The organism is Stenotrophomonas sp. HMSC10F06 (genome assembly GCF_001807865.1).
GTDB lineage: Bacteria > Pseudomonadota > Gammaproteobacteria > Xanthomonadales > Xanthomonadaceae > Stenotrophomonas > Stenotrophomonas bentonitica_A.
The window spans coordinates 265,376-290,135 of sequence record NZ_KV791285.1 but is presented as its reverse complement, the minus strand read 5'-3'; the positions used below and the strand labels follow the sequence as shown (position 1 = coordinate 290,135).

General features: G+C 69.0%; 24 protein-coding genes. 11 read left to right on the top strand and 13 right to left on the bottom strand.

What is annotated here, in order from left to right:
- Positions 1-23 precede the first annotated feature (23 nt).
- Entirely contained in the window at positions 24-482 is a 459-nt protein-coding gene (locus tag HMPREF3113_RS11560; protein WP_019185443.1) for a hypothetical protein, read from the bottom strand.
- 181 nt (positions 483-663) lie between these two features.
- Here HMPREF3113_RS11560 and HMPREF3113_RS11555 point away from each other — a divergent pair, with 181 nt between their 5' ends.
- From HMPREF3113_RS11555 to HMPREF3113_RS11540, 4 genes are all read left to right on the top strand, one after another.
- Positions 664-912: a hypothetical protein gene (locus tag HMPREF3113_RS11555; protein WP_070472543.1), complete on the top strand. Its 249-nt coding sequence runs from the start codon at positions 664-666 to the stop codon at positions 910-912.
- 123 nt (positions 913-1,035) lie between these two features.
- Positions 1,036-1,953: a bestrophin family protein gene (locus HMPREF3113_RS11550; RefSeq protein ID WP_070472540.1), complete on the top strand. Its 918-nt coding sequence runs from the start codon at positions 1,036-1,038 to the stop codon at positions 1,951-1,953.
- A 27-nt stretch (positions 1,954-1,980) separates the two neighbouring features.
- A complete protein-coding gene (hemB, locus tag HMPREF3113_RS11545; protein WP_070472537.1) occupies positions 1,981-2,970 on the top strand; it encodes a porphobilinogen synthase in 990 nt (329 codons plus the stop codon).
- A gap of 34 nt (positions 2,971-3,004) precedes the next feature.
- Positions 3,005-3,274, top strand: a complete 270-nt coding sequence (locus HMPREF3113_RS11540; protein ID WP_235318897.1) for an SHOCT domain-containing protein — start codon at positions 3,005-3,007, stop codon at positions 3,272-3,274.
- Between the two features lie 66 nt (positions 3,275-3,340).
- Here HMPREF3113_RS11540 and HMPREF3113_RS11535 read toward each other — a convergent pair whose 3' ends face one another.
- Positions 3,341-4,216, bottom strand: coding sequence for a PD40 domain-containing protein (locus tag HMPREF3113_RS11535; protein WP_070472628.1), 876 nt, complete (start codon positions 4,214-4,216; stop codon positions 3,341-3,343).
- A gap of 52 nt (positions 4,217-4,268) precedes the next feature.
- Here HMPREF3113_RS11535 and aroE point away from each other — a divergent pair, with 52 nt between their 5' ends.
- The 3 genes from aroE to dinG all read left to right on the top strand — a co-directional run bounded on the left by aroE (position 4,269) and on the right by dinG (position 7,731).
- A complete protein-coding gene (gene aroE, locus HMPREF3113_RS11530; RefSeq protein WP_019185437.1) occupies positions 4,269-5,114 on the top strand; it encodes a shikimate dehydrogenase in 846 nt (281 codons plus the stop codon).
- 10 nt (positions 5,115-5,124) lie between these two features.
- Positions 5,125-5,487: a hypothetical protein gene (locus HMPREF3113_RS11525; protein ID WP_070472534.1), complete on the top strand. Its 363-nt coding sequence runs from the start codon at positions 5,125-5,127 to the stop codon at positions 5,485-5,487.
- A 141-nt stretch (positions 5,488-5,628) separates the two neighbouring features.
- The gene (gene dinG / locus HMPREF3113_RS11520; RefSeq protein ID WP_070472531.1) at positions 5,629-7,731 is read left to right on the top strand and encodes an ATP-dependent DNA helicase DinG; all 2,103 of its coding nucleotides are present in this window, start codon (positions 5,629-5,631) and stop codon (positions 7,729-7,731) included.
- 23 nt (positions 7,732-7,754) lie between these two features.
- Here the strand turns inward: dinG and HMPREF3113_RS11515 are convergent, their stop codons facing one another.
- Both HMPREF3113_RS11515 and ilvD read right to left on the bottom strand, forming a co-directional pair.
- Positions 7,755-8,384 (bottom strand): hypothetical protein, encoded by a 630-nt coding sequence (locus tag HMPREF3113_RS11515; RefSeq protein ID WP_083298778.1) that lies wholly within the window; start codon positions 8,382-8,384, stop codon positions 7,755-7,757.
- 84 nt (positions 8,385-8,468) lie between these two features.
- Entirely contained in the window at positions 8,469-10,307 is a 1,839-nt protein-coding gene (gene ilvD, locus HMPREF3113_RS11510; protein ID WP_070472528.1) for a dihydroxy-acid dehydratase, read from the bottom strand.
- Between the two features lie 204 nt (positions 10,308-10,511).
- Between ilvD and HMPREF3113_RS11505 the strand changes: the two genes are divergently transcribed.
- Positions 10,512-11,075, top strand: coding sequence for a DUF1190 domain-containing protein (locus HMPREF3113_RS11505; RefSeq protein WP_070472525.1), 564 nt, complete (start codon positions 10,512-10,514; stop codon positions 11,073-11,075).
- A 3-nt stretch (positions 11,076-11,078) separates the two neighbouring features.
- Complete coding sequence (locus HMPREF3113_RS11500; protein WP_070472522.1) at positions 11,079-12,257, top strand: glutathionylspermidine synthase family protein; 1,179 nt, start codon at positions 11,079-11,081, stop codon at positions 12,255-12,257.
- 3 nt (positions 12,258-12,260) lie between these two features.
- Here the strand turns inward: HMPREF3113_RS11500 and HMPREF3113_RS11495 are convergent, their stop codons facing one another.
- The 9 genes from HMPREF3113_RS11495 to HMPREF3113_RS11455 form a co-directional block, all read right to left on the bottom strand.
- Positions 12,261-13,559: a DUF58 domain-containing protein gene (locus HMPREF3113_RS11495; protein WP_070472519.1), complete on the bottom strand. Its 1,299-nt coding sequence runs from the start codon at positions 13,557-13,559 to the stop codon at positions 12,261-12,263.
- Between the two features lie 31 nt (positions 13,560-13,590).
- Entirely contained in the window at positions 13,591-14,598 is a 1,008-nt protein-coding gene (locus HMPREF3113_RS11490; RefSeq protein ID WP_070472516.1) for an AAA family ATPase, read from the bottom strand.
- Positions 14,595-15,773: a DUF4350 domain-containing protein gene (locus HMPREF3113_RS11485; protein WP_070472621.1), complete on the bottom strand. Its 1,179-nt coding sequence runs from the start codon at positions 15,771-15,773 to the stop codon at positions 14,595-14,597. The genes HMPREF3113_RS11490 and HMPREF3113_RS11485 overlap by 4 nt, the downstream gene beginning before the upstream one ends.
- Positions 15,770-17,446 carry a DUF4129 domain-containing protein gene (locus HMPREF3113_RS11480; protein ID WP_070472512.1) on the bottom strand — a complete coding sequence of 559 codons (1,677 nt, stop codon included), beginning with the start codon at positions 17,444-17,446 and terminating at the stop codon, positions 15,770-15,772. Before HMPREF3113_RS11480 ends, HMPREF3113_RS11485 begins: the two co-directional genes overlap by 4 nt.
- The gene (locus tag HMPREF3113_RS11475; protein WP_070426168.1) at positions 17,436-18,428 is read right to left on the bottom strand and encodes a stage II sporulation protein M; all 993 of its coding nucleotides are present in this window, start codon (positions 18,426-18,428) and stop codon (positions 17,436-17,438) included. Before HMPREF3113_RS11475 ends, HMPREF3113_RS11480 begins: the two co-directional genes overlap by 11 nt.
- Positions 18,425-19,114: an RDD family protein gene (locus HMPREF3113_RS11470; RefSeq protein WP_070472509.1), complete on the bottom strand. Its 690-nt coding sequence runs from the start codon at positions 19,112-19,114 to the stop codon at positions 18,425-18,427. The genes HMPREF3113_RS11475 and HMPREF3113_RS11470 overlap by 4 nt, the downstream gene beginning before the upstream one ends.
- A gap of 153 nt (positions 19,115-19,267) precedes the next feature.
- Complete coding sequence (locus tag HMPREF3113_RS11465; RefSeq protein WP_070472506.1) at positions 19,268-19,798, bottom strand: gamma carbonic anhydrase family protein; 531 nt, start codon at positions 19,796-19,798, stop codon at positions 19,268-19,270.
- Positions 19,799-20,090: 292 nt separating this feature from the next.
- Positions 20,091-21,980 carry a tRNA uridine-5-carboxymethylaminomethyl(34) synthesis enzyme MnmG gene (gene mnmG / locus HMPREF3113_RS11460; protein ID WP_070472503.1) on the bottom strand — a complete coding sequence of 630 codons (1,890 nt, stop codon included), beginning with the start codon at positions 21,978-21,980 and terminating at the stop codon, positions 20,091-20,093.
- Between the two features lie 491 nt (positions 21,981-22,471).
- Entirely contained in the window at positions 22,472-22,996 is a 525-nt protein-coding gene (locus HMPREF3113_RS11455; protein ID WP_070472499.1) for a hypothetical protein, read from the bottom strand.
- Positions 22,997-23,143: 147 nt separating this feature from the next.
- Here HMPREF3113_RS11455 and HMPREF3113_RS11450 point away from each other — a divergent pair, with 147 nt between their 5' ends.
- Positions 23,144-24,103, top strand: coding sequence for a pyridoxal-phosphate dependent enzyme (locus HMPREF3113_RS11450; protein ID WP_070472496.1), 960 nt, complete (start codon positions 23,144-23,146; stop codon positions 24,101-24,103).
- Positions 24,088-24,699: a YdcF family protein gene (locus HMPREF3113_RS11445; protein WP_026070106.1), complete on the top strand. Its 612-nt coding sequence runs from the start codon at positions 24,088-24,090 to the stop codon at positions 24,697-24,699. Before HMPREF3113_RS11450 ends, HMPREF3113_RS11445 begins: the two co-directional genes overlap by 16 nt.
- The last annotated feature ends 61 nt before the right edge of the window (positions 24,700-24,760 follow it).

The following is a 24,760-nucleotide window of genomic DNA, read 5'->3' as shown; positions in this document are numbered from 1 at the left end:
GTCGTGGCCTACCGCGGCGCCGGTTAGCGCTGCGGCGTGATCGTCTGCGTGGGCAGGCGCGGCGCCGGCGGCGGGTTGGGTACCCAGATGGCCACGCCGGCCGCGCGCTTCTGCGTGGTCGGAATGCCGATGCCGACGCCACCGCCCACGTGCGAGCCATAGCTGCCCGCACCGACGGACATGCCCACCGGCGAACCGCTGGAGCCGACGCCCATCAGGATCACGCCATTGGCACCGAGGGCGGCCGCTTCACGCTTGAGCCGCATCACGGCCGCATCGGTCTGGCCCTGCGTGCCGAAGCCGACCGCACTGGCCGATTCAAGCTGGGCGATTTCCTGTGAGCCGGCCGGCGGCGTGGAGTAGATCTGGACCGTGGCCGGATCGACCGGCGCACGTGCCTGGCCGAGCATGACCTTGGAGGTGCTGGCACAGCCAGCGCTGAGCAGCGCCAGGCCCAGCAATGCGGCGCATCGGATGTTCATGGCGTTACCCCTGTGTGTGATGGCTGGGATGATCGGCGCTGGCGACTGAATCGGTGCCAACCCCTGCCAGTGCACCCTAGCACCGCCGCGGTGAGGCCCCCGCCAACGGCGTCTCGCTGCCGCTTGCGCCTGCGCCCGGAACCGCTATGGTGGGCCACGCATTCACCTCAAGGAGCCGGGCATGGGATTGATCAGTCTGTTGTGGGGCATCGTGGCGCTGCTCTGGATGATTGTGGCCCTGATCCCGCTGCTGGGCTGGGGCAACTGGTTCCTGATCCCGTTCGCCGCCGTGGGCGCGGTCATCGCCGCCATCGGCATCCTGTTCACCCACGTCAGCAAGCGCGGCCGGGCCTGGACCGGGCTGGTGCTCAACGGCATCGTGGTGGTGGTCGGCATCGTCCGGCTCGGGCTGGGCGGCGGCATCATCTGAGCCATGCGGGTGCGACCGACCGTCGCAGCTCACGGCCGCCCGGCACCATCGGCGTAGAATGACCGGCTGCCGCATCCGGCTCCGCCGGCGGTCCACGCCCGTCCGGGCGCTCTCCCTGCACCGATGATCATTCGTCCTCGTCCCCACGGTTGGCAACTGCTCTACATCCTGCGCGGCTCCATCGTTCCGGCGGTGGCCCCGAAAGTCGTGGCGATCCTGCTGCTGTCCATTGCCGTTGCCGCCCTGGCCGAGCTGTGGCACCCGCCGGGCATCGAGCGCGTCTCGGTGGCGCCGTTCACGCTGCTGGGCCTGGTGCTGTCGATCTTCCTCAGCTTCCGCAACAACGCCTGCTTCGAGCGTTGGTGGGAAGGCCGCAAGCTGTGGGGCCAGCTGATCTATGAATCGCGCAGCCTAGCGCGGCTGTGCCAGGCCGTGCTGGTCGACGATGCGGCGCTGTGTGACCGGGTGTGCCGGCTGTGCATCGGTTTCGCGCATGCCTTGGCCGCCCGCCTGCGCGGCCGCGACGTGGCGTTGGCGGCGCTGCCGTGGGTGGCCGAGGCCGACCGCGTGCGTTTCGGCCAGCGCCGCAATGTGCCGGATCAACTGCTGGCGATGATCGCCTCCGATCTGGCCCAGGCGCTGCGCGCCGGTCAGCTCGATCCCTACCTGTACACCCAGTTCGAAACACGCCTGCATGCGCTCTCCAGCATCCAGGCCGGTTGCGAGCGCATCCTGACCACGCCGCTGCCGTTCGCTTACACGCTGCTGCTGCACCGCTGCGCGTGGCTGTTCTGCGTGCTGCTGCCGTTCGGCCTGGCCAGCTCGCTGGGCTGGGCCACGCCGGTGGTCTCGGCCGTGTTGGCGTATGCGTTCTTCGGCCTGGACCAGCTTGGCGAGGAGATGGAAGAGCCGTTCGGGCTGGAATCCAACGACCTGCCGCTGGATGCGATGGTGCGCACCATCGAAATCGATCTGCTCGACAGCCTGGGCGTCCAGCCGCTGCCCGAGCCCCTGCAACCGCGGCAGTACCTGCTGCAGTAATTCCTGCCTTCCGTTCCGGAGCACCTCATGGCACACCCCGACTACCGCCCCCGCCGCATGCGTCACGACGAGTTCTCGCGCCGCCTCATGCGCGAAAACACCCTGACCACCGACGACCTGATCTATCCGGTGTTCGTGCACGAGCTGGCCGGCCGCGCGCCGATCGCCTCGATGCCGGGCGTGGAACGGCTCTCGATCGACGAGCTGCTCAAGGTGGCCGAAGAGGCGCTGGAACTCGGCATCCCGGTGATCGACCTGTTCCCGGTGATCGATCCGGCCGGCAAGAGTCTGGACGCGGCGGCGGCGTGGAATGGGAACGGGCTGGCGCAGCGCGCCGTGCGTGCACTGAAGGCGCGCTTCCCCGAGCTGGGCGTGATGACCGATGTCGCGCTGGATCCGTACACCACGCATGGTCAGGACGGCATCATCGATGACGCCGGCTACGTGCTCAACGACATCACGGTCGAGGCGCTGGTCAAGCAGTCGCTCTCGCATGCCGAAGCGGGCGTGGACATCATTTCGCCGTCGGACATGATGGACGGCCGCATCGGCGCGATCCGCCGTGCGCTGGATGCCGCGGGCCACGTCAACGTGCGCATCATGGCCTACTCGGCCAAGTACGCCTCGGCGTTCTACGGTCCGTTCCGCGATGCGGTGGGCAGCTCGGCCGGCCTCGGCAAGGCGGACAAGAAGACCTACCAGATGGACCCGGCCAACGGCGATGAAGCCATGCGCGAGATCGCGCTGGACCTGGAAGAAGGTGCAGACATGGTCATGGTCAAGCCGGGCATGCCCTACCTGGACCTGGTGCGCCGGGTGAAGCAGCAGTTCGGCGTGCCGACCTTCGCGTATCAGGTCAGTGGCGAGTACGCGATGATGAAGGCGGCCTTCGCCAATGGCTGGCTGGATGAACGAGCCTGTGTGATGGAATCGCTGATCGGCTTCAAGCGTGCCGGCGCCGATGGCGTGCTGACCTATTTCGCCCCGCAGGTGGCGCGTTGGCTGCGCGAGCGCTGACAATACGCGCCCACCCCGATACAGGACGACGATGATGCAGACGATGGGATGGCTACAGTGGGTGACCTGGACGGCCGGCGTGCTGGCCTTCGCAGCGGTGATCGGGCTGGTGATCCGCGGCGTGCGCCGCGCCGCGCGGCAGGCGCCGGAGCAGCCCTCCGCCGCTGCCCGCATCGCCCGTGAGGCGCAGCTGTCGCCGGCATTGCAGGCGCAGCTGGCGGCATTGAACCAGCGCAAGGACCACGGCGAGATCAGCGAGGCGCAGTACGAGCAGCTGCGCGCGGAGCTGCTGCAGGGCCATTGACGCTGGGCGGCGCCGCCTCCACGGGTAGAGCCACGCCACGCGTGGCTGCCTTGCGGCCCCGCGGCGTCAACCGCAGCCCATACCCCGCGGCGCTGACGGCGCCTTGATCCGGTACAGATCCAGCCCGCCGGCACGCGGTGCGCGTGCCATGCCAGCCAGCACCATCTCCGTGGGCTTGGACGCGTCCACCACCGGCGCGCCGGTCTGGCCGTCGGCGGTGTTGAACGACAACGTCAACGGCACCGCCGCCTGGCGGTGATCGCAGCCCACCAGCAGGACCTGCGAATGTCCGTCGCTCGCGCGGGTGAAGGCCAGTGCACCCTCGTTATCCAGCCAGGCCGCCCCGAGTTCGTCGGCGGCCGTGTTGAGCGGGGCGGGCAGGGCCTGCGCGGTGCCGAATCCCTCGCCCTGCACGGGCGCCAGGTACAGATCGAAGCCGCCCTGGGTGTGTTTGCCGTTGCGCGAGAACAGCAGCATGCGGCCGTCCGGGCGCAGCGCGGGGGCCCGTTCGTCCGCGCGCGTGTTGAGCGCCCCCGGCAGGGTCTGCGCGGGCCCGACGCTGCCATCGGCGGCCACCGGGGCGCGGTACAGGTCGAATCCGCCCTGGCCGCCGGGTCGGTTGGAGGCGAAGTACAGCCAGCGTCCATCATGGCTGAAGTAGGGGTCGCGCTCATCGCTGGCGCTGTTGAGCGCGAGCGGGGCAGGGTCCTGCCAGCGGCCATCGCGCAGCACCGCCTGCCACAGGTCCCAGCCCCCCTTTCCGCCGGGTCGGTCGCTGGCCCAGACGATGCGCTGGCCATCCGGCGCGATCGTGGCCTGGGCTTCGTTGGCCTTGGTCGAGACCACGCCCATGCCCTCGATGCCGAATTCGGAAAGCGCCATCGCGGCGGGTGTGCAGAGTAAACTGGCGCTCAGCGCGAGCAGAGACAATGGAATGCGCATCATCGCGTCCGTTGGGGTTTGCGTTCCATTCTAGGCCCGGAGCAGGAAACCCATGACCGACCGTTACGCCGTATTCGGCCAGCCCATCGCGCATTCGCAGTCGCCGCACATCCACGCCACGTTCGGCCGGCAGGAAGGCCTGGCGCTGGACTACCGTGCGATCGAAGCGTCGCCGGCCGAGTTCCTGGCAGCGCTGGAGGCCTTCGCCGCCGAGGGCGGCGTGGGCGCCAACATCACCGCGCCGCACAAGGAAGCCGCCTTCGCACTGTGCACCACGCTGACCTCGCGCGCGCGCCGCGCCGGTGCGGTCAACACGCTGCTGCGCAAGGGCGACCGCTGGCATGGCGACACCACCGATGGCATCGGCCTGGTCCGTGACCTTACCGACCGCCACGGCCTGGACCTGCGTGGCCGCCGCACCCTGCTGATCGGCGCCGGCGGCTCGGCCCGCAGCGTGGCCCCGGCCCTGCTGGATGCCGGCATCCTGGAGCTGGTGGTGGTCAACCGCACCCCGGAGCGCGCCGACGCGCTGATCGATGCGATGGGCGAGCCGGGCCGTGCGATCACCCGCTACTGGGAAGACATCCGCGAGCTGGGCGATTTCGAGTTGATCGTCAACGCCACCTCGGCCGGCCGCGACCGCACCGCGGAATTCAAGCTGCCGCTCTCGCTCGTCAACAGCATGACCACCGCCGTGGACCTCAACTACGGCGAGGCCGCGATCGCCTTCACCGCGTGGGCGCGCTCGGCCGGCTGCCGCAACATCGTCGACGGCCTGGGCATGCTGGTCGAACAGGCCGCCGAGAGCTTCCTGCAGTGGCACGCGGTGCGCCCGCAGACCGACGCGGTCTACACCGAGCTGCGGAACCGGCTGGCGCCGCTGGCCGGCGAGGACTGAGCCGGTGGACATGGACCTGCTGGTCTCGATGCTGACCATGGTGGGCGTGCGCCTGCCGGTGCTGATCGCGCTGGCGGTCGCGGTGGTCTGGGTGGTGGACACCCCGCGCGGGGCGATCCGCAGTGTTGCCCTGGGCGCGCTGGGCCTGATAGCGCTGACCACGCTGGCCGGCCTGGTGCTCAACCTGGTGCCGATGTGGATGGTGCAGCAGGGCAACTACGAAAACCTGCAGCTGATGTCCAAGCTGCTGGGCGCTGGCCACTTCGCGCTCAACCTGTTCGAGGCGCTCGCGCTGGTCCTGCTGGTCTGGGCGATGACCCGCGCGCTGCGCAGCCGCGCCGTTCCGCCCGCTGCGCCGCTGCCGCCGCGCTGAGCGGATGCAGCAGGCTGTCGCGGTCCACAGTGTTGGCGTGGGTCGCGTCACGGATATGAACCGGCGCGGAAAATGGCGCCGGTCACGACCGCCGGGTCGTGAGAAAATGGGGACCGTGATCCAGTCAGGCAGTCCTCCGGCGTGACCGAAAAAGTTGAAGCCCCCCGCGCCCTGAACGACGAACTCAAGGCCGGCATCCGCGACGCCTACGCCAAGCTGCAGGCCAATACGCCCGGCTTCAGTACCCGGCGCTCGCAGAGCCAGATGATCGGTGTGGTGTCGCGTGCGCTCTCGCACAGCGGCGGCGTGGGCGTGGTTGAAGCCCCGACCGGCGTCGGCAAGTCGCTGGGCTACCTGACCGCCGGCGTGCCGATCGCGCTGGCGACCAAAAAGAAGCTGGTGATCAGCACCGGCACCGTGGCGCTGCAGTCGCAGCTGGTCGAGCGCGACATCCCCAATTTCCTCAAGGCCACCGGTATCGAAGCGACGGTGGCGCTGGCCAAGGGCCGCACCCGCTACCTGTGCACCCGCAATGCCGCCGAAGCGCATGGCGATGGCGCGCAGGAAGGCATGTTCGACGACGAGCAGCCGCTGTTCGATCGCCCGTTGGCGCCGATCGAGATGGACCTGGCGCAGTCGCTGAGCAAGGCCTTCCTCGAAGGCCGCTGGAACGGCGACCTGGACAACGCGCCGGAAACGATCAGCAACACCCTGCGCTCGCGCATCACCACGCCGGCCTCGGGCTGCGCCGGGCGCAAGTGCGCCTACGCCGCGCAGTGCGCCGTGCTGCGTTCGCGCAACACCGTGCGCGAGGCGCAGATCGTGGTGACCAACCACGCGCTGCTGCTGTCGGCCCTGTCGATCGGTGAGAGCGACAACGGCCAGCCGCTGATCGCCCCACCGTCGGACATGCTGCTGGTGCTCGACGAAGGCCACCATATCGGCAACGTCGCCATCGACCAGGGTGCGGCCAGCCTCGCGCTGGACGAGATGGCCAAGCGCACCGGCCGTCTGCAGGTGCTGATCGCCGCGTCCTACCGCGCGGTGGACAAGGACAAGCTGGGCAACCTGCTGCCCAACGAGGCGATCGAGGCCGCCGCCAAGGTCAGCAAGCAGCTCAAGGCCTTTCGTGATGTGATCGACCGCAGCTGGCGGCCGGATCCTTCCGCGCAGGAGCCGATGTGGCGCGCTCCGAATGGCCGCTTGCCGGACATCTGGATGCCGGAGATCGAGGCCATCGCCGACGACACCCGCGCGCTGTTCAACTGGGCGCACGCCGCGCTGACGCAGGTGGCCAAAGGCAAGCCCGAGGATGCCGCGCGCGAGCGCCTGCAGCGCAACCTCGGCATGGCGCTGGAGATGATCGAGCAGCAGCACAACCTGTGGACCGGCTGGCGCCGCGAAGACAAGGACGGCCAGCCGCCCACCGCGCGCTGGGTGACCCTCTCGCGCGATGGCGACCTGGTCCTGCACGGCTCGCCGGTGTCGGCCGCCAACGTGCTGCGCAAGCTGCTCTGGGATGAGGTGGATTCGGTGGTGATGACCTCGGCCACGCTGACCGGCGGCGGCGACTTCCAGGCCTTGGCGATCGACAACGGCATTCCGGCCGAGGCCGAGATGGTCTCGCTCGCCTCCCCGTTCGACCTGCCCAACCAGGCCCAGCTGATCGTGCCGGCGTTCCCGGTGACCCCGGATGACAAGGAAGGTCACCCGAAGGAAATCGCGAAGTACCTGGTCAAGGAACTGGACTGGGGCAAGGGCAGCATCGTGCTGTTTACCTCGCGCTGGAAGATGGAAAAGGTGGCCGAGCTGATGCCGGCCGCGCAGCGCAAACAGGTGCTGGTGCAGGGCGAGACCGCCAAGCAGAAGATGATCGACGAGCACCTGCGGCGTACCTCGGCCGGTGAGGGCTCGGTGCTGTTCGGGCTGAATTCCTTCGGCGAAGGCCTGGATCTGCCTGGCGAAGCCTGCACCACGGTGGTCATCACCCAGGTGCCGTTCGCGGTGCCGACCGATCCGCAGACCTCCACGCTGAGCGAGTGGTTCGAAAGCCGCGGCCTGAACGCCTTCAACCTGATCGCGATCCCGCATGCGCTGCGCACGCTGACCCAGTTCTCCGGCCGGTTGATCCGCACCTCCACCGATACCGGTCGCGTGATCATCCTCGACTCGCGGTTGCTGACCCGCCGCTACGGCAAACGCATCATCGATTCACTGCCACCGTTCAAGCGGGTGATCGGGTAACACGGGCAGCTCCTGCGACCCGATCAGCGTGTGCGGCCCTCGGGCGTGGTCGTAGTGTCGGGGTGGCGGCAGGACTGAGCGGAATACGCCAGCCGGTAGCTCTGGCCGAAGCACCGGACGAACGCATCGACCACATCGAGGTTGGGCGGCCAGGCGACCTGCACCACCTCGCCGTTCGGCATCGCGAAGCTGAAAAATCCATCCTTGACGTTCACCTCCGGCGGCGCTGGCAGGGCTGCCAGCGCCGTGCGGGCAGCGGCCAGGGCCGGCCGGTCCTTCTCGATGAAGGCGATGCTGGCATCCACGTAGGGATTCCAACCGCCAGCGTCGGGCGCGGGCTTGTAGGTCTGCCGCATCAATGCGACCGCCTGTGCGTCCTGCCCGGCCTGTGCACGCATCTGCGCTTCATGCCAGATCATCGTGGTGTTGCCGGCGGCCTTGGGCTGCGCACGATAGGCCGCGATGAGATCGGCGGCCGCCAGCTGGCACTCCGCCTTCTCCGCCATGGGGCGCCAGCCGCCCCCCAGATCCTGATCGAACTGCTCCGGCGTCAACGCCAGCATCGCAGTGAGATCCACCGCGCATTCGTCGGCAACGGCGGGACAGGCGGCGGCCGACAGGGCCAGAGCCAGCAGAGAGCGCGAGCCGTGCATCGTCACATCCTTGTGCAGAGGTCTGGAGCGAGTGTTGGCCTACGGCACATTGCCGGTCAAGCCGGGCGGCGCCTCCAGGCGCTCTCAGTCCTCCAGCTTCGCCAGATCCCGCACCGCGCCCTTATCGGCACTCGTCGCCAGCAACGCATAGGCTTTCAACGCGCCGGTGACCTTGCGCGGGCGCGCCTCGCGCGGTTTCCAGCCCAGGGCGTCCTGCTCGGCACGGCGTGCCGCCAGCGTGGCGTCATCCAGCAGCAGATCGATGCGCCGCGCCGGGATGTCGATGCGGATGCGGTCGCCATCGCGAACCAGGCCGATGGTGCCGCCCGAGGCCGCTTCCGGCGAGGCATGCCCGATCGACAGGCCCGAGGTGCCGCCGGAGAAACGGCCGTCGGTGAGCAGGGCGCATTGCTTGCCCAGCCCCTTGGATTTCAGATAGCTGGTCGGGTACAGCATCTCCTGCATGCCCGGGCCGCCGCGCGGGCCTTCGTAGCGGATCACGACCACGTCACCGGCGACGACTTCATCGGCGAGGATGTCCTGCACGGCGGCGTCCTGGCTCTCGAACACCCGCGCGTTGCCTTCGAACACATGGATGGATTCATCCACGCCGGCAGTCTTCACCACGCAGCCATCAACGGCCAGGTTGCCACGCAGCACGGCCAGTCCACCTTCTGCGGAGTACGCATGGGCGACATCGCGGATGCAGCCTTCGGCGCGGTCCACGTCCAGCGTCGGCCAGCGCGTGGCCTGGCTGAACGCGATCTGGGTCGGGATGCCTGCCGGCCCGGCGCGGAAGAAATCGTGCACCTTCTCATCGGTGCTCACCGCCACATCCCAACGTGCGATCGCCTCGGCCAGGGTGCGGCTGTGCACGGTCGGCACGTCGGTGTGCAGCAGGCCGCCCCGCGCAAGCTCACCGAGGATGCCGAACACGCCGCCGGCGCGATGCACGTCCTCCATGTGGTACTTCGGCGTGTTCGGAGCGACCTTGCACAGCTGCGGCACACGGCGCGAGAGCGCGTCGATGGCATGCAGGTCGAAGTCCACTTCCGCCTCCTGCGCCGCCGCCAACAGGTGCAGGATGGTGTTGGTCGAGCCGCCCATCGCGATATCCAGCGTCATCGCGTTCTCGAACGCCTGGCGGGTGGCGATGCCGCGGGGCAGCGCACCGATCTCTTCGCCGCCATACCAGCGGTGGCACAGTTCCACGATCAGGCGGCCGGCACGGCGGAACAGCTGCTCGCGGTCGGCGTGCGTGGCCAGGGTGGAGCCGTTGCCCGGCAGCGACAGGCCCAGTGCCTCGGTCAGGCAGTTCATCGAGTTGGCGGTGAACATGCCCGAGCACGAGCCGCAGGTGGGGCAGGCGCTGCGCTCGTATTCGGCGACCTTCTCATCGCTGGCGCTTTCATCGGCGGCGATCACCATGGCATCGACCAGGTCCAGCTTGTGCTCGGACAGGCGCGTCTTGCCCGCTTCCATCGGCCCGCCGGAGACGAACACCACCGGGATGTTCAGGCGCAGCGCGGCCATCAGCATGCCGGGGGTGATCTTGTCGCAGTTGGAGATGCACACCAGCGCATCGGCGCAGTGTGCGTTGGCCATGTACTCCACCGAGTCGGCGATGATCTCGCGGCTGGGCAGCGAATACAGCATGCCGTCATGGCCCATGGCGATGCCGTCATCCACCGCGATGGTGTTGAATTCCTTCGCCACGCCGCCGACCTGCTCGATCTCGCGCGCCACGAGCTGGCCCAGGTCCTTGAGGTGCACGTGGCCGGGCACGAACTGGGTGAACGAGTTGGCGACGGCGATGATCGGCTTGTGGAAGTCGCCATCTGTCATCCCGGTGGCGCGCCACAGGGCGCGTGCGCCAGCCATGTTGCGGCCGGCGGTGGAGGTGCGGGAGCGGTATTCAGGCATGGTGGCTGGCAGGATCTGGCGGGCCGTGGGGGCGCGTTTCGCCTCGATTCTGCCGAAAAATTCCGGTTGCGTTTGCAACCACCTTCGCCGCTGCCGCGCGATCGAATCCTGAAACGCTGTTCATGTTTTCGACTTTGCCGGTTTTGGTTGTTCGCGCCGATCAGGCATGATTGGGGAGATAACCGCACTAGGGGGCATGACGCCATGAAACGTTCCAGGACCACTGCGCTGCTGCTGATGAGCGCTGCGCCGCTGCTGTTCACCGCCTGCCAGAAGAACGAGGCCGTGCAGGTGCAGGAAGGGCTCTACACCTCGGTGCAGGCCTGTACCGAAGCCACCGGCGATCCGTCCAGCTGCCGCAATGCCTTTGCCGAAGCGCAGAAGCAGTCGGCCGATGCCGCCCCCAAGTACGCCACGCGCGAAGCCTGTGAGGCCGAGTACAACGCCGAGCAGTGCGTGGAACAGAAGACCTCCACCGGCCACTCGTTCATCGGCCCGATGATGATGGGCTTCTTCATGTCGCAGATGCTCAGCAACCGCGGCGGCGCGGGTCTGGCCCAGCAGCCGGCGGCGGCGCCGGCCTACCAGGACAAGGCCAAGGGCTGGGCCCGTCCGGGCCCGTCCACCGGTGGGATGAACACCGCCAGCGGCATCGGCGCCGGCAAGGCCGGCCTGGCGCCGGTCAACGCCACCCCGAACCGGGCGGTCACCGCCAGCCGCGGTGGCTTCGGCAACACCAGCAGCAACCGCAGCAGCGTCGGCGGCTGATCGATGCAGCGCGTGCGTATCGCCGAGCGCAGCCAGTGGCGCGCCCGGGCCGAAGAGTCGGGGTTCCGTTTCCACACCATCGATGGCCTGCCGTACTGGGATGAAACCGCGTATTACGCCTTCACCCTGCGTCAGATCGAGCAGGACATCGAAGATCCCAGCGCCGAGCTGCATGCCATGGCGATGGACCTGGTGGACGAGGTGGTGGGCAGCCAGCAGCTGATGGACCAGCTGGCGATCCCGCCGCAGTTCCGCGACTGGATCGCCGACAGCTGGCGCCGCCGCGAGCCGCACCTGTATGGGCGGCTGGATTTCGCCTACGACGGCAGCGGCCCGGCCAAGCTGTACGAGCTCAATTACGACACGCCCACCTCGCTGTTCGAAGCCTCGTTCTTCCAGTGGCAATGGCTGGAGGACCAGCGCAACCAGAACCGGTTGCCGCCGCACGCCGACCAGTTCAACGCGATCCATGAAGCCCTGGTCGAACGGTTCGGTGAACTGGCCGCGCAGCTGCCGCCGCCGCTGTATTTCAGCGCGGTGGGTGCGTCGGAAGAAGACCAGGGCACGGTCGCCTATCTGCGCGACTGTGCCGCCCAGGCCGGCCTGCGCGGCGAAGCGATCGCGATCGAAGATATCGGCCTGTCCGAAGACGGGCGCTTCACCGCGCTCGACGACACCGTGATCGGCAGCCTGTTCAAGCTGTACCCGCTGGAAGACCTGATGACCGAGTCGTTCGGCCAGGCGTTGCCTGCCTCGGGCGTGCAGCTGCTGGAACCGGCCTGGAAGGCGATCCTCAGCAACAAGGGCGTGCTGCCGCTGCTGTGGCAGCGCCACCGGGGCCACCCGAACCTGCTCGCCGCCGAGTTCGACGATGGCAGCGAGCTGCCCCGCGGCTGGGTGCGCAAGCCGCTGTTCTCGCGCGAGGGCGCCAACGTGGCCATGCACCTGGCCGATGGCAGCTGGCAGGAAAGCGAAGGCCCGTACACCGGCCCGGCGATCCGCCAGGCGGCGCATCCGCTCACCGCGTTCGATGGCGGCTATCCGCTGATCGGCAGCTGGGTGGTGGGCGACCAGGCCTGTGGCATGGGCATCCGCGAAGACAACAGCCGGATTACCCGCGACAGCGCCCGCTTCGTACCGCACGCGATCATCGACGAAGCGCCGACGCGCATCTATCTGTAAGGGTTACAACAACCCGTCGCGCTTGACCGCCAGGTAACGCTCCACCAGCGCGCCGGGCAGCGCTTCGGCGGTGACATCGAGCACCATCACCCGATGGCTGCGCAGCGCATCATGCGCATCGCTGCGCTGCTGCAGGTAACGGGCGATCGCGCCGGCCTGGGTGGCGTCGTGCAGGGTCTCCACCGGCTGGGCCAGCGCATCATCCAGCTCGCGCTCGCGCAGGCTGGCCACGCACACCAGGTGCTGGCGTTGCAGCAGGCGCACTGCGGCGAGCAGGTCTTCGATGTCCTCGTCACGCACGTTGGTGACCAGCATCACCAGCGAGCGCCGGCGCTGACGCAGCGACAACTCGGTGGCAGCGGCGAGGTAATCGGTGGCCACCGGCTGCGCCTGCAGATCGTAGCTGGCGCGCAGCAGGGTATCGATGGTGCCCATGCCGCGTCTGGGCGCGACCCAGCGGCTGTCGCCCCCGGCCGCAAACAGGCCCACGCCGTCGCCCTGGCGCAGCGCAAGGTAGGACACCACCAGCGCCGCGTTGAGCACATGATCGAAGTGCGACAGGCCACCTTCGCTGGCCATCATGCGCCGGCCGGTGTCGATCATCAGCACCAGCTGCTGGTTCTTCTCGTCCTGGTATTCGCGGGAGATCAGCTTGCGCGCCCGCGCGGTCGCCTTCCAGTCGATCTGGCGCAGGCTGTCGCCGACGCGGTACTCGCGCATCTGGTGGAAGTCGGTGCCTTCGCCGCGGCGGCGCTTGAGGTGCGCACCGACCAGGCGCGAGGCCTGTTCGGCACTGAACAAGGCGAAGCGCGTCAGCGGGGCGAAGTTCGGGTACACGCGCACCGTCATCGCCGGCGGCAGCTGCCGCCGCTGATGCCACAGCCGCCAGGCGCTGTGCACGCGCAGATGCACGCCCTCGAACACAAAGCGGCCACGTGTGGTCGGGGTCAGCCGGTACGCCACGCTGCTGGTCACCATCGGCTTGAGGGCCAGCCTGCGCGGCAGACCCTGCAGGCTCCACCCACCGGGAACCAGATCAAACACCTCCACGCGCTGGTGGCGGCTCGATTCCAGACGCAGCGTGGCCTCACGCTCGACGTTCAACGCCAGCGACTCGGGAAGTTCGCGATGCACGCTGGGCGAGGGCTGGGCACGCAGGCGCAGCAGGTCCACCAGCGCAATCAGCGCCACGCCGCCACCGATCGCCCACCAGACTGCGTGCGGCCAGGCACCGAGTACCACCGGCACGCCGAGCAGGCCCCAGCCGGCCAGCAGCGCCAGCAGCAGTAGGCCCGGCCTCATGCCGCCTGCCCGCGATGGAAAACGCGCCCCCTCATTTGCGCGGTGCGTCCACCTTGGCCAGCAGCGCGGTCAAGGCATCGTCGGCGCTTTGTCCTTCGATCTGCAGTTCCGGTGCCAAGGCGATGCGGTGGCGCAGCGCCGGTCTGGCGATGTCGCGCACGTCGTCTGGGGTGACGAAATCACGGCCGGACAGCACCGCCTGCGCACGCGCCGCACGCACCAGCGCGATGCTGCCGCGCGGGCCGGCACCGAGCGCGATGCCCGGCCACTGCCGCGTGGCGGCGACGATCCGCACCGCGTAGTCGATCACTTCCGGATCGACCGTGATCGCCGCGGTCGCCTGCTGCAGCGCGACCACCTCGGCCCCGCTCAGCACGCGCGGCACCTGCGAGAGATCGAAGTCGGCCGCGCTGCGGCCGGTGGTGATCGCATCGACCATGCGTTTCTCGTCTTCCAGCGCCGGGTAGTCGATCAGCACCTTGAGCAGGAAGCGGTCCAGCTGCGCTTCCGGCAGCGGGTAGGTGCCTTCCTGCTCGACCGGGTTCTGGGTGGCGAGGGTCAAGAACGGCGGGGTCAGCGCGAACGCCTTGCCTTCGATGGTGACCTGGCCTTCCTGCATCACTTCCAGCAGGGCCGACTGGGTCTTGGCCGGCGCACGGTTGATTTCATCGGCGAGCAGCAGGTTGGTGAACACCGGGCCGCGGCGGATCTTGAAGCTCTCCGTCTTCGGGTCGTACACCGCATGGCCGCTGACATCGCTGGGCATCAGGTCCGGGGTGAACTGCACGCGGCCGTAGTCCAGCTCCAGGGCCTGGGCGAGGGCGCGCACCAGCAGGGTCTTGCCCAGCCCGGGGACGCCTTCGATCAGCACATGGCCGCCGGCCAGCAGCGCGATCAGGATCTGTTCGAGTACCTCGGGCTGGCCGATGAAGGCACGGCCCACGGCCTCGCGCACGGCATCGACGCGCTCGGACAACGGCGACGGTGAAGGCGTCACGGCAGGAGGGGACAGCGGCGGCGGAAGCGTCGGCTCGGTCATAGCAGGTTTCTCATCTGGATCAGCAGGCGGATGCGGTCGCGCAGGCCGGCGACGTCGTGGGAAGCGGGTGGGGTCAACGCGGTCTGCACGCGCTCGTGCGACCACTGCAGCAAGGTGGCGACGGCCTGCACCCGGGCCTCGCCGGTCAGCGCGGCCGCACTCGGCGAACGCCGCCGCAGGCGGGCCAGGAACGCGCGCCGGACCGCGTCGTACAGCAGCGGCGCTTTGCCGAAGCGCAGCAGGTGTTCGCCGCTGGCGCGGATGTGTTCGAGCAGGGAACGGCGTTCGGCCGGCGGCGAAGGCAGTTCGCTGCCCAGGCGCTGCGCGCGCTGCCAGAGCCAGCCGAGCAGGGCCAGCAGCAACGGCGCCCACACCGGCCAGCCGTGGTAGAACACGCGGTTCCACAACGACGGCGGGCGCGAGGCGTAGACCAGCCACATCGTGCCCTTGCCGTAGTTGGGTGCGAGCACGTAGCGGGTCAGGTCGCGATGGGCCTTGTCGTGCAGGCCGTCGATGGCGGCGTTGGCAGCGTTCTGCGCAACGGTCGGATTGGGCCGGCCCTTGCCGTCCATGAAGGCCATGTCCGCCAGCACATCGATGCGGCCCTGGCCGTGGCGCAGGCGGGCGAACACCAGATCGCCCGTGTCGCCCCACTGGCGCTCGACCGCCACGCCCTTGGGCGGTTGGACCGCGAAGCGGCGTCCGTTGCAGAACTCGACGTGCTGCGGATCATCGCGAACGTGGAACGGCTGGCAGTCGTTTCCGTAGTCCTCGCTGTCCACGCCGAGCGCGTCCAGCAGCGGACCATTGCGCGCAGTCTCCTTGCCCACCGGTGGCGTGCGCACGATCAGATGGCCGCCACGCGCCACCCAGGCCATCAGCGCGGTGGCGGCAGGCGCGGGCACTTCCGCGCTGTCCTGCAGCAGCACCAGCGTGTCGCCCGGCTGCAACGGCATCCGGGCCAGGTCCAGGCGCGGTTGCGACTGTACGGTAAGCCCGTCCGCGCGCAGTGCCTGACCGAGCACATACAACGGGTTGTAGCTGGCTTCACCCTGCGGCGGCAGGTGCTCGAGCTGGGTCACCCGCTCGTGCGTGCGCAGGAACAGGATCGCCAGCGGCACCCCGATCACCAGCAGTACAAGGCCGACCAGCAGCCAGCGCAGACGGGTGCTCATGCGCGCCACCCGAACTGGCGCTGCAGGGTGGTGGCCAGCGCTTCGAAATCATCATCGGCCGGCAGCCGGCCCGCATACGCAGCGTACTGCCAGACCCGCACGATGCGTTCGAACAGGCGGCGGTCGGCCTCGACCGGCATCCGTCGCGAGGCCCGCAGGCACTGCGCTTCGGTGGCGCCCGGCGGCAGACTGGTCTGCGCGCGCTCGCTCATGGACTCCACGCTGGCGCGATACAGCAGCGCCAGCGCCTGCCGTGGGCGGCCCTCCTGCCACAGTGCACGCGCACGCGCGGCGGGATCGGGTGGCGCCACGTCCGGTACCCGGATCGGCTCTTCCACGACCGCCACAGCCTTGGCCCGGCGGCGCTGGCCGGAGCCGCGCAGCCACGGCAGCCAGCGCGGCGCGGTGATCAGCAGCAGCACCACCAGGACGCCGACCACGGCCCACAGCGCCCACTCGGCGATCTGGGCCGGCAGCAATGGGCCCTTGTTGCCACGTTGCCGGGATCCCTTGGCGGCGGCCTCGCGTTTTGCCTTCTCGGCCTCGGCCGCCTCGCTATCCGTGCGCTTCCACTCGGTGACCTCGCGGGTCGGGCTCTGCAGCGGGTCTTCATACGCGCGCTGCACCGCCTGACGGAAGCCGGCGGTGTCCACCGCCTCGTTGCCGAAGACGCCGACCACCGTGTTGTCCGGATCATTGTCGAACGTCCGGGTGGGAGCGTCCGGCGCCTCGTCTTCGGCGTCTTCATCCTCAGGCGCATCGGACCCCGCGTCGGCCGCGGGCGCCAGACCGTCCTCCAGCGACGGCGCGGCAGCCGGTGCAGCCACCGCCCCCTTGCTGTTGGATGTCTGCTGGGCGTGCAGCGCCGCGCTCGGCCAGATCAGCACCAGGGCCAGCACCAGCAGCGGCGCGGCCTGCTGCAGCCGGGCGTGCAGGCGGCGGAAGGCGATCTCCAGATCCCACGCTTCCATCTGCGTGCGCCGGTCCAGGTACAGGCCGAAGCCGGCGCCGACGTAGAACGGACCGATCAACGTCGCAGCGGCCCAGAACAGCAGGTTCACGCCCAGCTGCATCCACGCCGGCATGTCCTGCTTGGCCAGCTCCCACGCCGCGCGCCAGGACTCGGACAACAGGTCCACCGGGATGAACAGGAACACCGCCGCGATGCCGCCGACCACCAGCACGATCTCGAAGACCATGCACACCAGCGTCAGCAGCAGCGCGTGACCGACCGCGCCGCCGGCGATCGCACGCCGACGCTGGCGGCGATGCGCAGCGTCCGTGCCCTCGAGCAGATTCACCGGCAGCAGCACCGGGCGCAGCGGGCTCAGGCGCCGCCAGCCGAGGTAGCCCCAGAAGCCCTGCCAGCCCCACGTGCGCTGCGCGCGCAGTGTCTGCGTGGTCGTCGAGGCATCGCCGAACACCCCGCGCGAGATCACGTACAACGCGATGCGTTCGAACAATGGCTTGAGCCACCACATCGCCAACCAGGCCCAGCCGAAGCTGTCCGTCCACCAGGCCAGCGCGTTGAGCAGCACGAACACCGGCAGCGACACGCTCACCCACGGCGCCCAGATCGCCGCGGCGTGCCGTCGCACCAGGGCCATCCCCAGCTCCATGGCCTCCCAGCCCGAGCGCGCGCGCAGCACGATGTTGAGCCGATCAATCTGCATCGGCCGCTCCGCGCCCGCCGCGCCACAACCACACGAACACCGCGGTCCACAGCACCGCGGCCACGCTGTATTTGCCCCACGCCGGGATCGCGGCGATCGAGGACCAGAACGCTTCGATGAAGGCGGCCACCAGCAGCATCGCGGCAACGCCCACGCACAGCTTGGCCCCGATCACACCGCCCTCGACCAGCGCATCGATGCGCCGCCGGCGACCGGGCGCAAGCAGTTTCATGCCCAGCTGCAGCCCAGCGCCGCCGGCGATCACGATCGCGGTCAGCTCGAATGCACCATGGCCGGCCACGAAGCGCCAGAACGGATCGCCGTGGCCGATATGCTGCAGATGCCCGGCCACCGATCCGATGCCGACGCCGTTGAACAGCATCACGAACACGGTGCCGACACCGGCGATCAGCCCGAAGGCGAACGTGCGCAGGCCGATGCTGATGTTGTTCATGATGTAGTAGCCGAACATCGTCCAGTTGGTGCCGCTGTCGCGGCCCAGGTTCGGCGAGGCCGGATCGTACATGCGCTCGAACTCGGCGATGCGCGCGTTGTCCAGCAGCAGGTGGATCAGCTCGGGGCGCCACAGGATCAGCGCGAAACTGCCCACCAGCGGCACCACGAACAACGCCGCAGCGACCCACATGCTGCGGGCCTGGCTGCGCACCAGCTGCGGGAAATCGGCGAACAGGAAGGCGAGTGCGCGCTGCCACTGCGGGCGCGGGGTGCGGTACAGCAGGGTATGGCCCTGCTGCATCAGCTGCTGCAGCCGCGCCACCAGCTGCGGGCTGTAACCGCGCCGGCGCGCCAGCGCGAGCTGCTGGCACAGGCGGCGGTAACGCTGCGGGAAGTCGCCATCGTCCAGGCCCTCGTGTGCTGGCTGCCGGCGCGCCTGCCGCGGGTGCTCACCGCGCTGGGCCAGCCAGTGCTCCAGCGCCTGCCATTCGGCCTGGTAGCGGGCGACGAACTGTTCCTGCCTCATCGCCGCCCCAACAGCCAGTTGGCCATCGCATACAGGCGCAGCACGCCGACCTGGCCGTGGCTTCCGGTGAGCGGCGCGGCGATATCGGCCAGTTCCTGCTGGCGTGGCGCCGACAGCCGCGGCGCACGCTCGGCGAAAGCGACCACAGCGGCCTGTTCGGCCGGCTGCAGCGGTTGCGGTGGTACCAGCACACTGCCGACCGGCACCGTGCCGCCCAGCGGCGCGGCGCCCTGATGGATCACCACGGTGCCGGCGACCAGATCGCCGAGGCGGCGGCCATGCGCATCGAACAGGCTCGACAGCAGCCCCAGCGCATAGCCGAACGGCAGCATGTCCACGGTGCGCAGCAGGTTGCGGGTGATCGCGCTCATCCAGCCGATCGGCCCACCATCGCGCGCGACCACGCGCAGGCCCATCGCGCGCTTGCCCAGGGTGCGGCCCCAGCACGCCTCCTGGACGATCGTGTAGGCCCACATCAGCAGGAACATCAGGCCGAGGTAGAGCCCTTGGCCGAACCCGCCGAGGAAGGCCAGCGGAATACTCAGCATCATCAGTGCGCCGACCCGGATCACGAAGTCGATCGCCCACGCCAGCGCACGCGGCAACGGACCAGCGACGGTCAGGTGCAGGGGCACGCCTTCGGGGGTGATGACCTCCCGGTAGGTATCCAGCATGGGCGCGCTCATGGGCGGCGCGTCACGGTGGGCCGTAGGGAAGGCCACAGGGGATGCCGGATTCCTCTCCGGGCTGCCAGCGGGGGCATGCGGGTCTCGACTGCTTCCTGGTCGGCTGAGGACTTTACCGCGCACCGATCCCGATGCCCAGCGGCGCGGCCACCATCAACCCCGGTACTGGTCCTTCAGGCGCACGTAGTGATCGGCCGAGTAATGCAGCGACTCGATCTCCTTGTCGCTCAGCGTGCGCGCCAGCCGTGCCGGGTTGCCCAGCCACAGTTCGCCTTCGCCGACCACCTTGCCCGGGCCGAGCACCGCGCCGGCGCCGAGGAAGCCATGGGTGCTCACCGTCGCGCCGTCCAGGATGCAGGCGCCCATGCCGATCAGGCAGTAATCGCCGATCATGCAGGCATGGATGATGGTGCCGTGGCCGACCGTGACGCCCTCACCGATGATCGTCGGGTAGCCGCCCTTGTTGAACGGGCTGTGGTGGCTGACGTGGATGATGGTGCCGTCCTGGATGTTGCTGCGCGCACCGATCCGCACGTGGTTCACATCGCCGCGGATCACCGTGCCCGGCCACACCGAGACGTCATCGCCCAGCACCACATCGCCGATGATCGTGCAGGCCGGATCGATGTAGACGCGCTCGCCGAGCACGGGCAGTTTGTCGAGGAAGGGGCGGATCGGGGACATGCGCAAACTCCGGCAACGCAGGGGCTGGGACGCCGCCTGCCGCGTTGTCCCGGCCCCCGATGATAACGCGGGTGCGCCCGCCAACCGCCGCTGGCGCGCACACTATCGACTGCACGACTGCACGACTGCACGACTGCACGACGGCGCAACCGCACGCCATCGACGGTAGAGCCGACCGTTGGTCGGCTGCCCGGAATCCCCCGGCGGTGGCTGTGCAGCCGACCAACGGTCGGCGCTACCCGGGGTTGTCGTGCAGCCGACCAACGGTCGGCTCTACCGGGGGCATGCCGCGTTACGCGGCGCGGATGCGGCGCGCGCGTTCCAGATGGACCAGCAGCAGCGAGATCGCCGCCGGGGTCATGCCGGGGATGCGCTGGGCCTGGCCGATGGTCTGCGGCCGCACGCGTTCGAGCTTCTGCTGCACTTCGGCCGAGAGACCGCGCACGCTGGCGTAATCGAAATCGGCGGCGATGGCGGTGTTTTCATGACGCTGCTGGCGTTCGATCTCGTCGCGCTGGCGGTCCAGGTAGCCGGCGTACTTCACGCCGATCTCGACCTGTTCGGCCACCTTGGCGTCGGCCACGGCGGGGCCGAGCGACGGCACCTGCATCAGCTTGGCGTAGTCCAGTTCCGGGCGCTTGATCAGGTCCAGCACGTTGGTTTCGCGGCTGACCGCCACTCCCAGCGTGGCTTCCACCTCGCGGCCAAGCGCATTGCCCGGCGTGGCCCACAGGGCGCGCAGCCGCGCGGTCTCCTGCGCCACCGCGTCCTGCTTGGTCTGGAATGCGCTCCAGCGGCAGTCATCGACGAGCCCCAGTTCGCGGCCGAGGCCGGTCAGGCGCACGTCGGCATTGTCCTCGCGCAGCTGCAGGCGGTACTCGGCGCGGCTGGTGAACATGCGGTACGGCTCGTTGGTGCCGTGGGGGATCAGGTCGTCGACCAGCACGCCCAGATAGGCCTCGTCGCGGCGCGGGCACCAGCCGGCGTCGTCACGGGTGAAGCGGGCGGCGTTGAGGCCGGCCAGCAGGCCCTGTGCGGCGGCTTCTTCATAGCCGGTGGTGCCGTTGATCTGGCCGGCGAAGAACAGGCCGGCGACGGTCTTGGTCTCCAGCGTGTTCTTCAGCCCGCGCGGGTCGAAGAAGTCGTATTCGATCGCATAGCCGGGGCGGGTGATGTGCGCGTTCTCGAAGCCACGCATGCTGCGCACCAGCGCCAGCTGCACATCGAATGGCAGCGAGGTGGAGATGCCGTTGGGATAGATCTCGACCACGTCCAGCCCCTCGGGCTCGACGAAGATCTGGTGGCTGGCTTTTTCGGCGAAGCGCACCACCTTGTCCTCGATGGAGGGGCAGTAGCGCGGGCCGATGCCTTCGATCTGGCCGCTGTACAGCGGCGAGCGGTGCAGCGCGTTGCGGATGATCTCGTGGGTGCGCTCGCTGGTGTGGGTGATCCAGCAGCTCACCTGCGCCGGGTGCTCGTTCACGCTGCCCAGGAAGGACATCACCGGGCGCGGGTCGTCGCCGGGCTGTTCTTCCATCAGGCGGTAATCCAGCGAGCGGCCATCGATGCGCGGCGGCGTGCCGGTCTTCAGGCGGTCGATCACGAACGGGCGCTCGCGCAGGCGCGCGGCCAGCGTGGTCGCCGGCGGGTCGCCCATGCGGCCGGCCGCGTACTGGGTCTCACCGACGTGGATCTTGCCGGCCAGGAAGGTGCCGGCGGTCAGCACCACGGCGGTCGCGCTGAAGCGCAGGCCGGTCTGGGTGATCGCGCCACGCACAGCATCGCCCTCGATGACCAGGTCATCGACCGCCGCCTGGAACACGGTCAGGTTGGGCTGGGCCTCGACGATCTGGCGGATCGCCATGCGGTAGAGGTTGCGGTCGGCCTGGCAGCGCGTGGCGCGCACGGCCGGGCCCTTGGAGGCGTTGAGCGTGCGCCACTGGATGCCGGCGCGGTCGGCGGCATGCGCCATTGCGCCGCCCAGGGCGTCGATCTCCTTGACCAGGTGGCCCTTGCCGATGCCGCCGATGGCCGGGTTGCAGCTCATCGCACCGATGGTTTCGACGTTGTGGGTCAGCAGCAGGGTGCGCGCACCGCTGCGTGCGGCCGCCAGCGCGGCTTCGGTGCCGGCGTGGCCGCCGCCGATGACGATCACGTCGTAGCGGTAGAAGGAGTCAGTCATGGCGGAGGAGCTCGGGACGGGGCCGGGCGGCCCGGATCAGCCCTGGAGGCAGGGCGCGGGTGGCGATTTTAGCGCCATTCGTCGGGGGCCATGAAATCCACGCTCAAGTTGGCACGTTTTCTGCAGATAACCCAATAGCACCCAGGATGGCATGCGCCTTGTGCGCAACGGACCGGAATTGGAACAGGGGCCGGTCCAAGCGCATCGTGGGGAAGCAGAGGGGCCGGCAGTCGGGGGACTGTCGGCCCTGTTTTTTTGCCGGTTCCAGCGCGAACGCGCCGCCCAAATACAGAAGGCCCCGCCAGTAGCGGGGCCTTCTGCGTTTAAGGTGCCGACATCCGACAGGGCCGGAACAGGGGGGATCCAGATGTTCCTGGCGGATATCGACATAGAGCCGAATGTGACGCCACTTGTCGCTTTTGGCACTTTGTGACCGTGGCTGTCACCGCCCGGCTAGAGTGAACTGCCGGGCGCGTGAAAATCAAGCCATCTCAGGGCTCAACTGTGCGTTGGTTCGCATTGTTGAGATTCCGCCACGGGGAACCGTTCATCCTCGGCGAAGACGGACGCGGCGCCTGGGCCGGGCGTGCCTGCGGCGGCGACGGACGCTGCTGTTGCTGCCGTTGCTGCTGCTGCGGCCGGCGCGGCCCACCGAGCGAATCCATGTTCCGCCATGGCGAGCCGCCGTTGTTCGGCCGCGGGCGATCCGGCGGACGGGTCGGGGTGCCGTTGCCGTTGCCATGGCCGGGGCGCGGCGGTGGACGGTGATTGTGCGGCGGGCGATAGTTCGGATACGGGCGATACACCGGATAGCCGTAGCCACCGCCATAGCCGTAATACCCGCCACCGTAGTAGCCGCTGCCGTACCCATAGGGGTATCCGGCCGGGTAGCGATACTCGACCGACGGTGCGCCGTGGTAGTAGCCGCTGCCGCCGCCACCGCCGACATAGTCGTACGTCGCGCAGCCGGAAAGGGCCAACAACAGGCCACCGGCAAGAACAAGGCGCATTTTCATGATGGGTCCCCCCAACGGGCTGTAGGGCCAGCTTCGGCCCAAGGCATTGAATCAGCCCTTAACTCGGCCCGATCCGAATGAATGGTTGCCATGCTGACACGTTCATCAAGTCGGATGTGGGAAGGGGGCATACGTTAATCTTGCGTCATGAGCGATTCACCCTTGCCCTGTGTTGACGACGTGCTGGCGGCGGCGGCGCGCATTGCCGCGCACGCCTGCGTGACCCCGGTGTTGCGCTCGCGCACCCTGGATGCGCTGACCGGCGCCACTGTGGTCTTCAAGGCCGAACACCTACAGCGCAGCGGCGCCTTCAAGTTCCGCGGTGCCTGCAATGCCGTGTGGGCGCTGACCGAGGCGCAGGCCCGGCGCGGGGTGGTCACCCACTCCTCGGGCAACCATGGCGCCGCCCTGGCGCTGGCCGCACGTACCCGTGGGATTGCCTGTCACGTGGTCGTGCCCGAGGGCGCGGTGGCGGCGAAACTGGCCAACATCGGCCGCCACGGGGCCACGTTGTGGCGCTGCGATGCCTCGATCGCCGCGCGCGAAGCCATGTGCGCCCAGGTCCAGGCCGAAACCGGGGCGATCCTGGTCCATCCCTATACCGACCCGTGCGTCATTGCCGGCCAGGGTACGGCCGCGCTGGAACTGCTGCATGCCAGCGAAGGGCTGGAGATGATGGTGGTGCCGGTGGGCGGCGGTGGCCTGGCCGCGGGCACGCGGCTGGCACTGCAGGCCGGCGCCCCGCTGGCCGAGCTGGTCCTGGCCGAGCCGCTGGGCGCGGACGATACCGCGCGCTCGCTGGCCGCTGGCGAGCGCCGCATCGATTTCCCCCCCCACACCGTCTGCGATGGCCTGCGCGGGACGCTCGGCGCGCCCAACTTCGCGCTGCTGCAGGGCGCGGCCCAGGTCATCACCGTCGCCGATGAGGCGACCGTCGCTGCGATGCGGCTGATCTGGCAGGTGCTCAAGCAGGTGGTGGAACCGTCCTCGGCGATCGCCCTGGCGGCGATCCTCGCCGAACCGGCACGCTTTGCCGGCAAACGGGTGGGCGTGGTGCTTTCCGGGGGCAATGTGGATCTGGATGCGCTGCCGTGGGGCGCGGTATGAGCCGACGCACCGGAGTGGGCGTGTTCGGGTGGCTGTGGCGGCTGTGCATCGTGCTGGCCGTGTGGCTGCTCGGGGTCACGGCGTGGATCGTCTGGATCGGCGAGCGCGACCAGGCGCAGAAGGCCGACGCGATCATCGTGCTCGGCGCGGCAGCCTATGACGCCAAGCCTTCGCCGGTGTTCGAAGAGCGCATCCGCCACGGGCTGGATCTCTACCAGCAGGGCTATGCGCCGCTGCTGATCTTCACCGGTGGCTATGGCGGCACCGGCGCGCGTTTTTCCGAGTCGCAGGTGGCACGTCGCTACGCGCTCAAGCAGGGCGTGCCCGATGACGCGATCCTGATCGAGACCGCCTCACGCACCACGCGGCAGAACCTGATCGAGGCGCGGCGCTTGATGGAGCAGCGCAAGCTGCACCGCGTGATCATCGTCAGCGACCCGCTGCACATGGCGCGCGCGCTGCGCCTGTGCCGCGAACTGGGCATCGATGCGCTGGCCTCGTCCACGCCGAGCACGCGCTTCCGCAGCTTCCACACCAGCTGGCGGTTCCTGGCGCAGGAAATCTATTTCTTCCACCGCGACCTGTTCCCGTCGTAGCGCCGACCGTTGGTCGGCTGGCCCGCCGGGCCGCCGTGCGGCCAGCCGACCAACGGTCGGC

Excerpts from the sequence above, each read along its gene's own strand:
- HMPREF3113_RS11560 (WP_019185443.1), bottom strand. The coding sequence starts at position 482 with ATGAACATCCGATGCGCCGCATTGCTGGGCCTGGCGCTGCTCAGCGCT.
- HMPREF3113_RS11555 (WP_070472543.1), top strand. The coding sequence starts at position 664 with ATGGGATTGATCAGTCTGTTGTGGGGCATCGTGGCGCTGCTCTGGATG.
- HMPREF3113_RS11550 (WP_070472540.1), top strand. The coding sequence starts at position 1,036 with ATGATCATTCGTCCTCGTCCCCACGGTTGGCAACTGCTCTACATCCTG.
- hemB (WP_070472537.1), top strand. The coding sequence starts at position 1,981 with ATGGCACACCCCGACTACCGCCCCCGCCGCATGCGTCACGACGAGTTC.
- HMPREF3113_RS11540 (WP_235318897.1), top strand. The coding sequence starts at position 3,005 with ATGCAGACGATGGGATGGCTACAGTGGGTGACCTGGACGGCCGGCGTG.
- HMPREF3113_RS11535 (WP_070472628.1), bottom strand. The coding sequence starts at position 4,216 with ATGCGCATTCCATTGTCTCTGCTCGCGCTGAGCGCCAGTTTACTCTGC.
- aroE (WP_019185437.1), top strand. The coding sequence starts at position 4,269 with ATGACCGACCGTTACGCCGTATTCGGCCAGCCCATCGCGCATTCGCAG.
- HMPREF3113_RS11525 (WP_070472534.1), top strand. The coding sequence starts at position 5,125 with ATGGACCTGCTGGTCTCGATGCTGACCATGGTGGGCGTGCGCCTGCCG.
- HMPREF3113_RS11515 (WP_083298778.1), bottom strand. The coding sequence starts at position 8,384 with ATGCACGGCTCGCGCTCTCTGCTGGCTCTGGCCCTGTCGGCCGCCGCC.
- ilvD (WP_070472528.1), bottom strand. The coding sequence starts at position 10,307 with ATGCCTGAATACCGCTCCCGCACCTCCACCGCCGGCCGCAACATGGCT.
- HMPREF3113_RS11505 (WP_070472525.1), top strand. The coding sequence starts at position 10,512 with ATGAAACGTTCCAGGACCACTGCGCTGCTGCTGATGAGCGCTGCGCCG.
- HMPREF3113_RS11500 (WP_070472522.1), top strand. The coding sequence starts at position 11,079 with ATGCAGCGCGTGCGTATCGCCGAGCGCAGCCAGTGGCGCGCCCGGGCC.
- HMPREF3113_RS11495 (WP_070472519.1), bottom strand. The coding sequence starts at position 13,559 with ATGAGGCCGGGCCTACTGCTGCTGGCGCTGCTGGCCGGCTGGGGCCTG.
- HMPREF3113_RS11490 (WP_070472516.1), bottom strand. The coding sequence starts at position 14,598 with ATGACCGAGCCGACGCTTCCGCCGCCGCTGTCCCCTCCTGCCGTGACG.
- HMPREF3113_RS11485 (WP_070472621.1), bottom strand. The coding sequence starts at position 15,773 with ATGAGCACCCGTCTGCGCTGGCTGCTGGTCGGCCTTGTACTGCTGGTG.
- HMPREF3113_RS11480 (WP_070472512.1), bottom strand. The coding sequence starts at position 17,446 with ATGCAGATTGATCGGCTCAACATCGTGCTGCGCGCGCGCTCGGGCTGG.
- HMPREF3113_RS11475 (WP_070426168.1), bottom strand. The coding sequence starts at position 18,428 with ATGAGGCAGGAACAGTTCGTCGCCCGCTACCAGGCCGAATGGCAGGCG.
- HMPREF3113_RS11470 (WP_070472509.1), bottom strand. The coding sequence starts at position 19,114 with ATGAGCGCGCCCATGCTGGATACCTACCGGGAGGTCATCACCCCCGAA.
- HMPREF3113_RS11465 (WP_070472506.1), bottom strand. The coding sequence starts at position 19,798 with ATGTCCCCGATCCGCCCCTTCCTCGACAAACTGCCCGTGCTCGGCGAG.
- mnmG (WP_070472503.1), bottom strand. The coding sequence starts at position 21,980 with ATGACTGACTCCTTCTACCGCTACGACGTGATCGTCATCGGCGGCGGC.
- HMPREF3113_RS11455 (WP_070472499.1), bottom strand. The coding sequence starts at position 22,996 with ATGAAAATGCGCCTTGTTCTTGCCGGTGGCCTGTTGTTGGCCCTTTCC.
- HMPREF3113_RS11450 (WP_070472496.1), top strand. The coding sequence starts at position 23,144 with ATGAGCGATTCACCCTTGCCCTGTGTTGACGACGTGCTGGCGGCGGCG.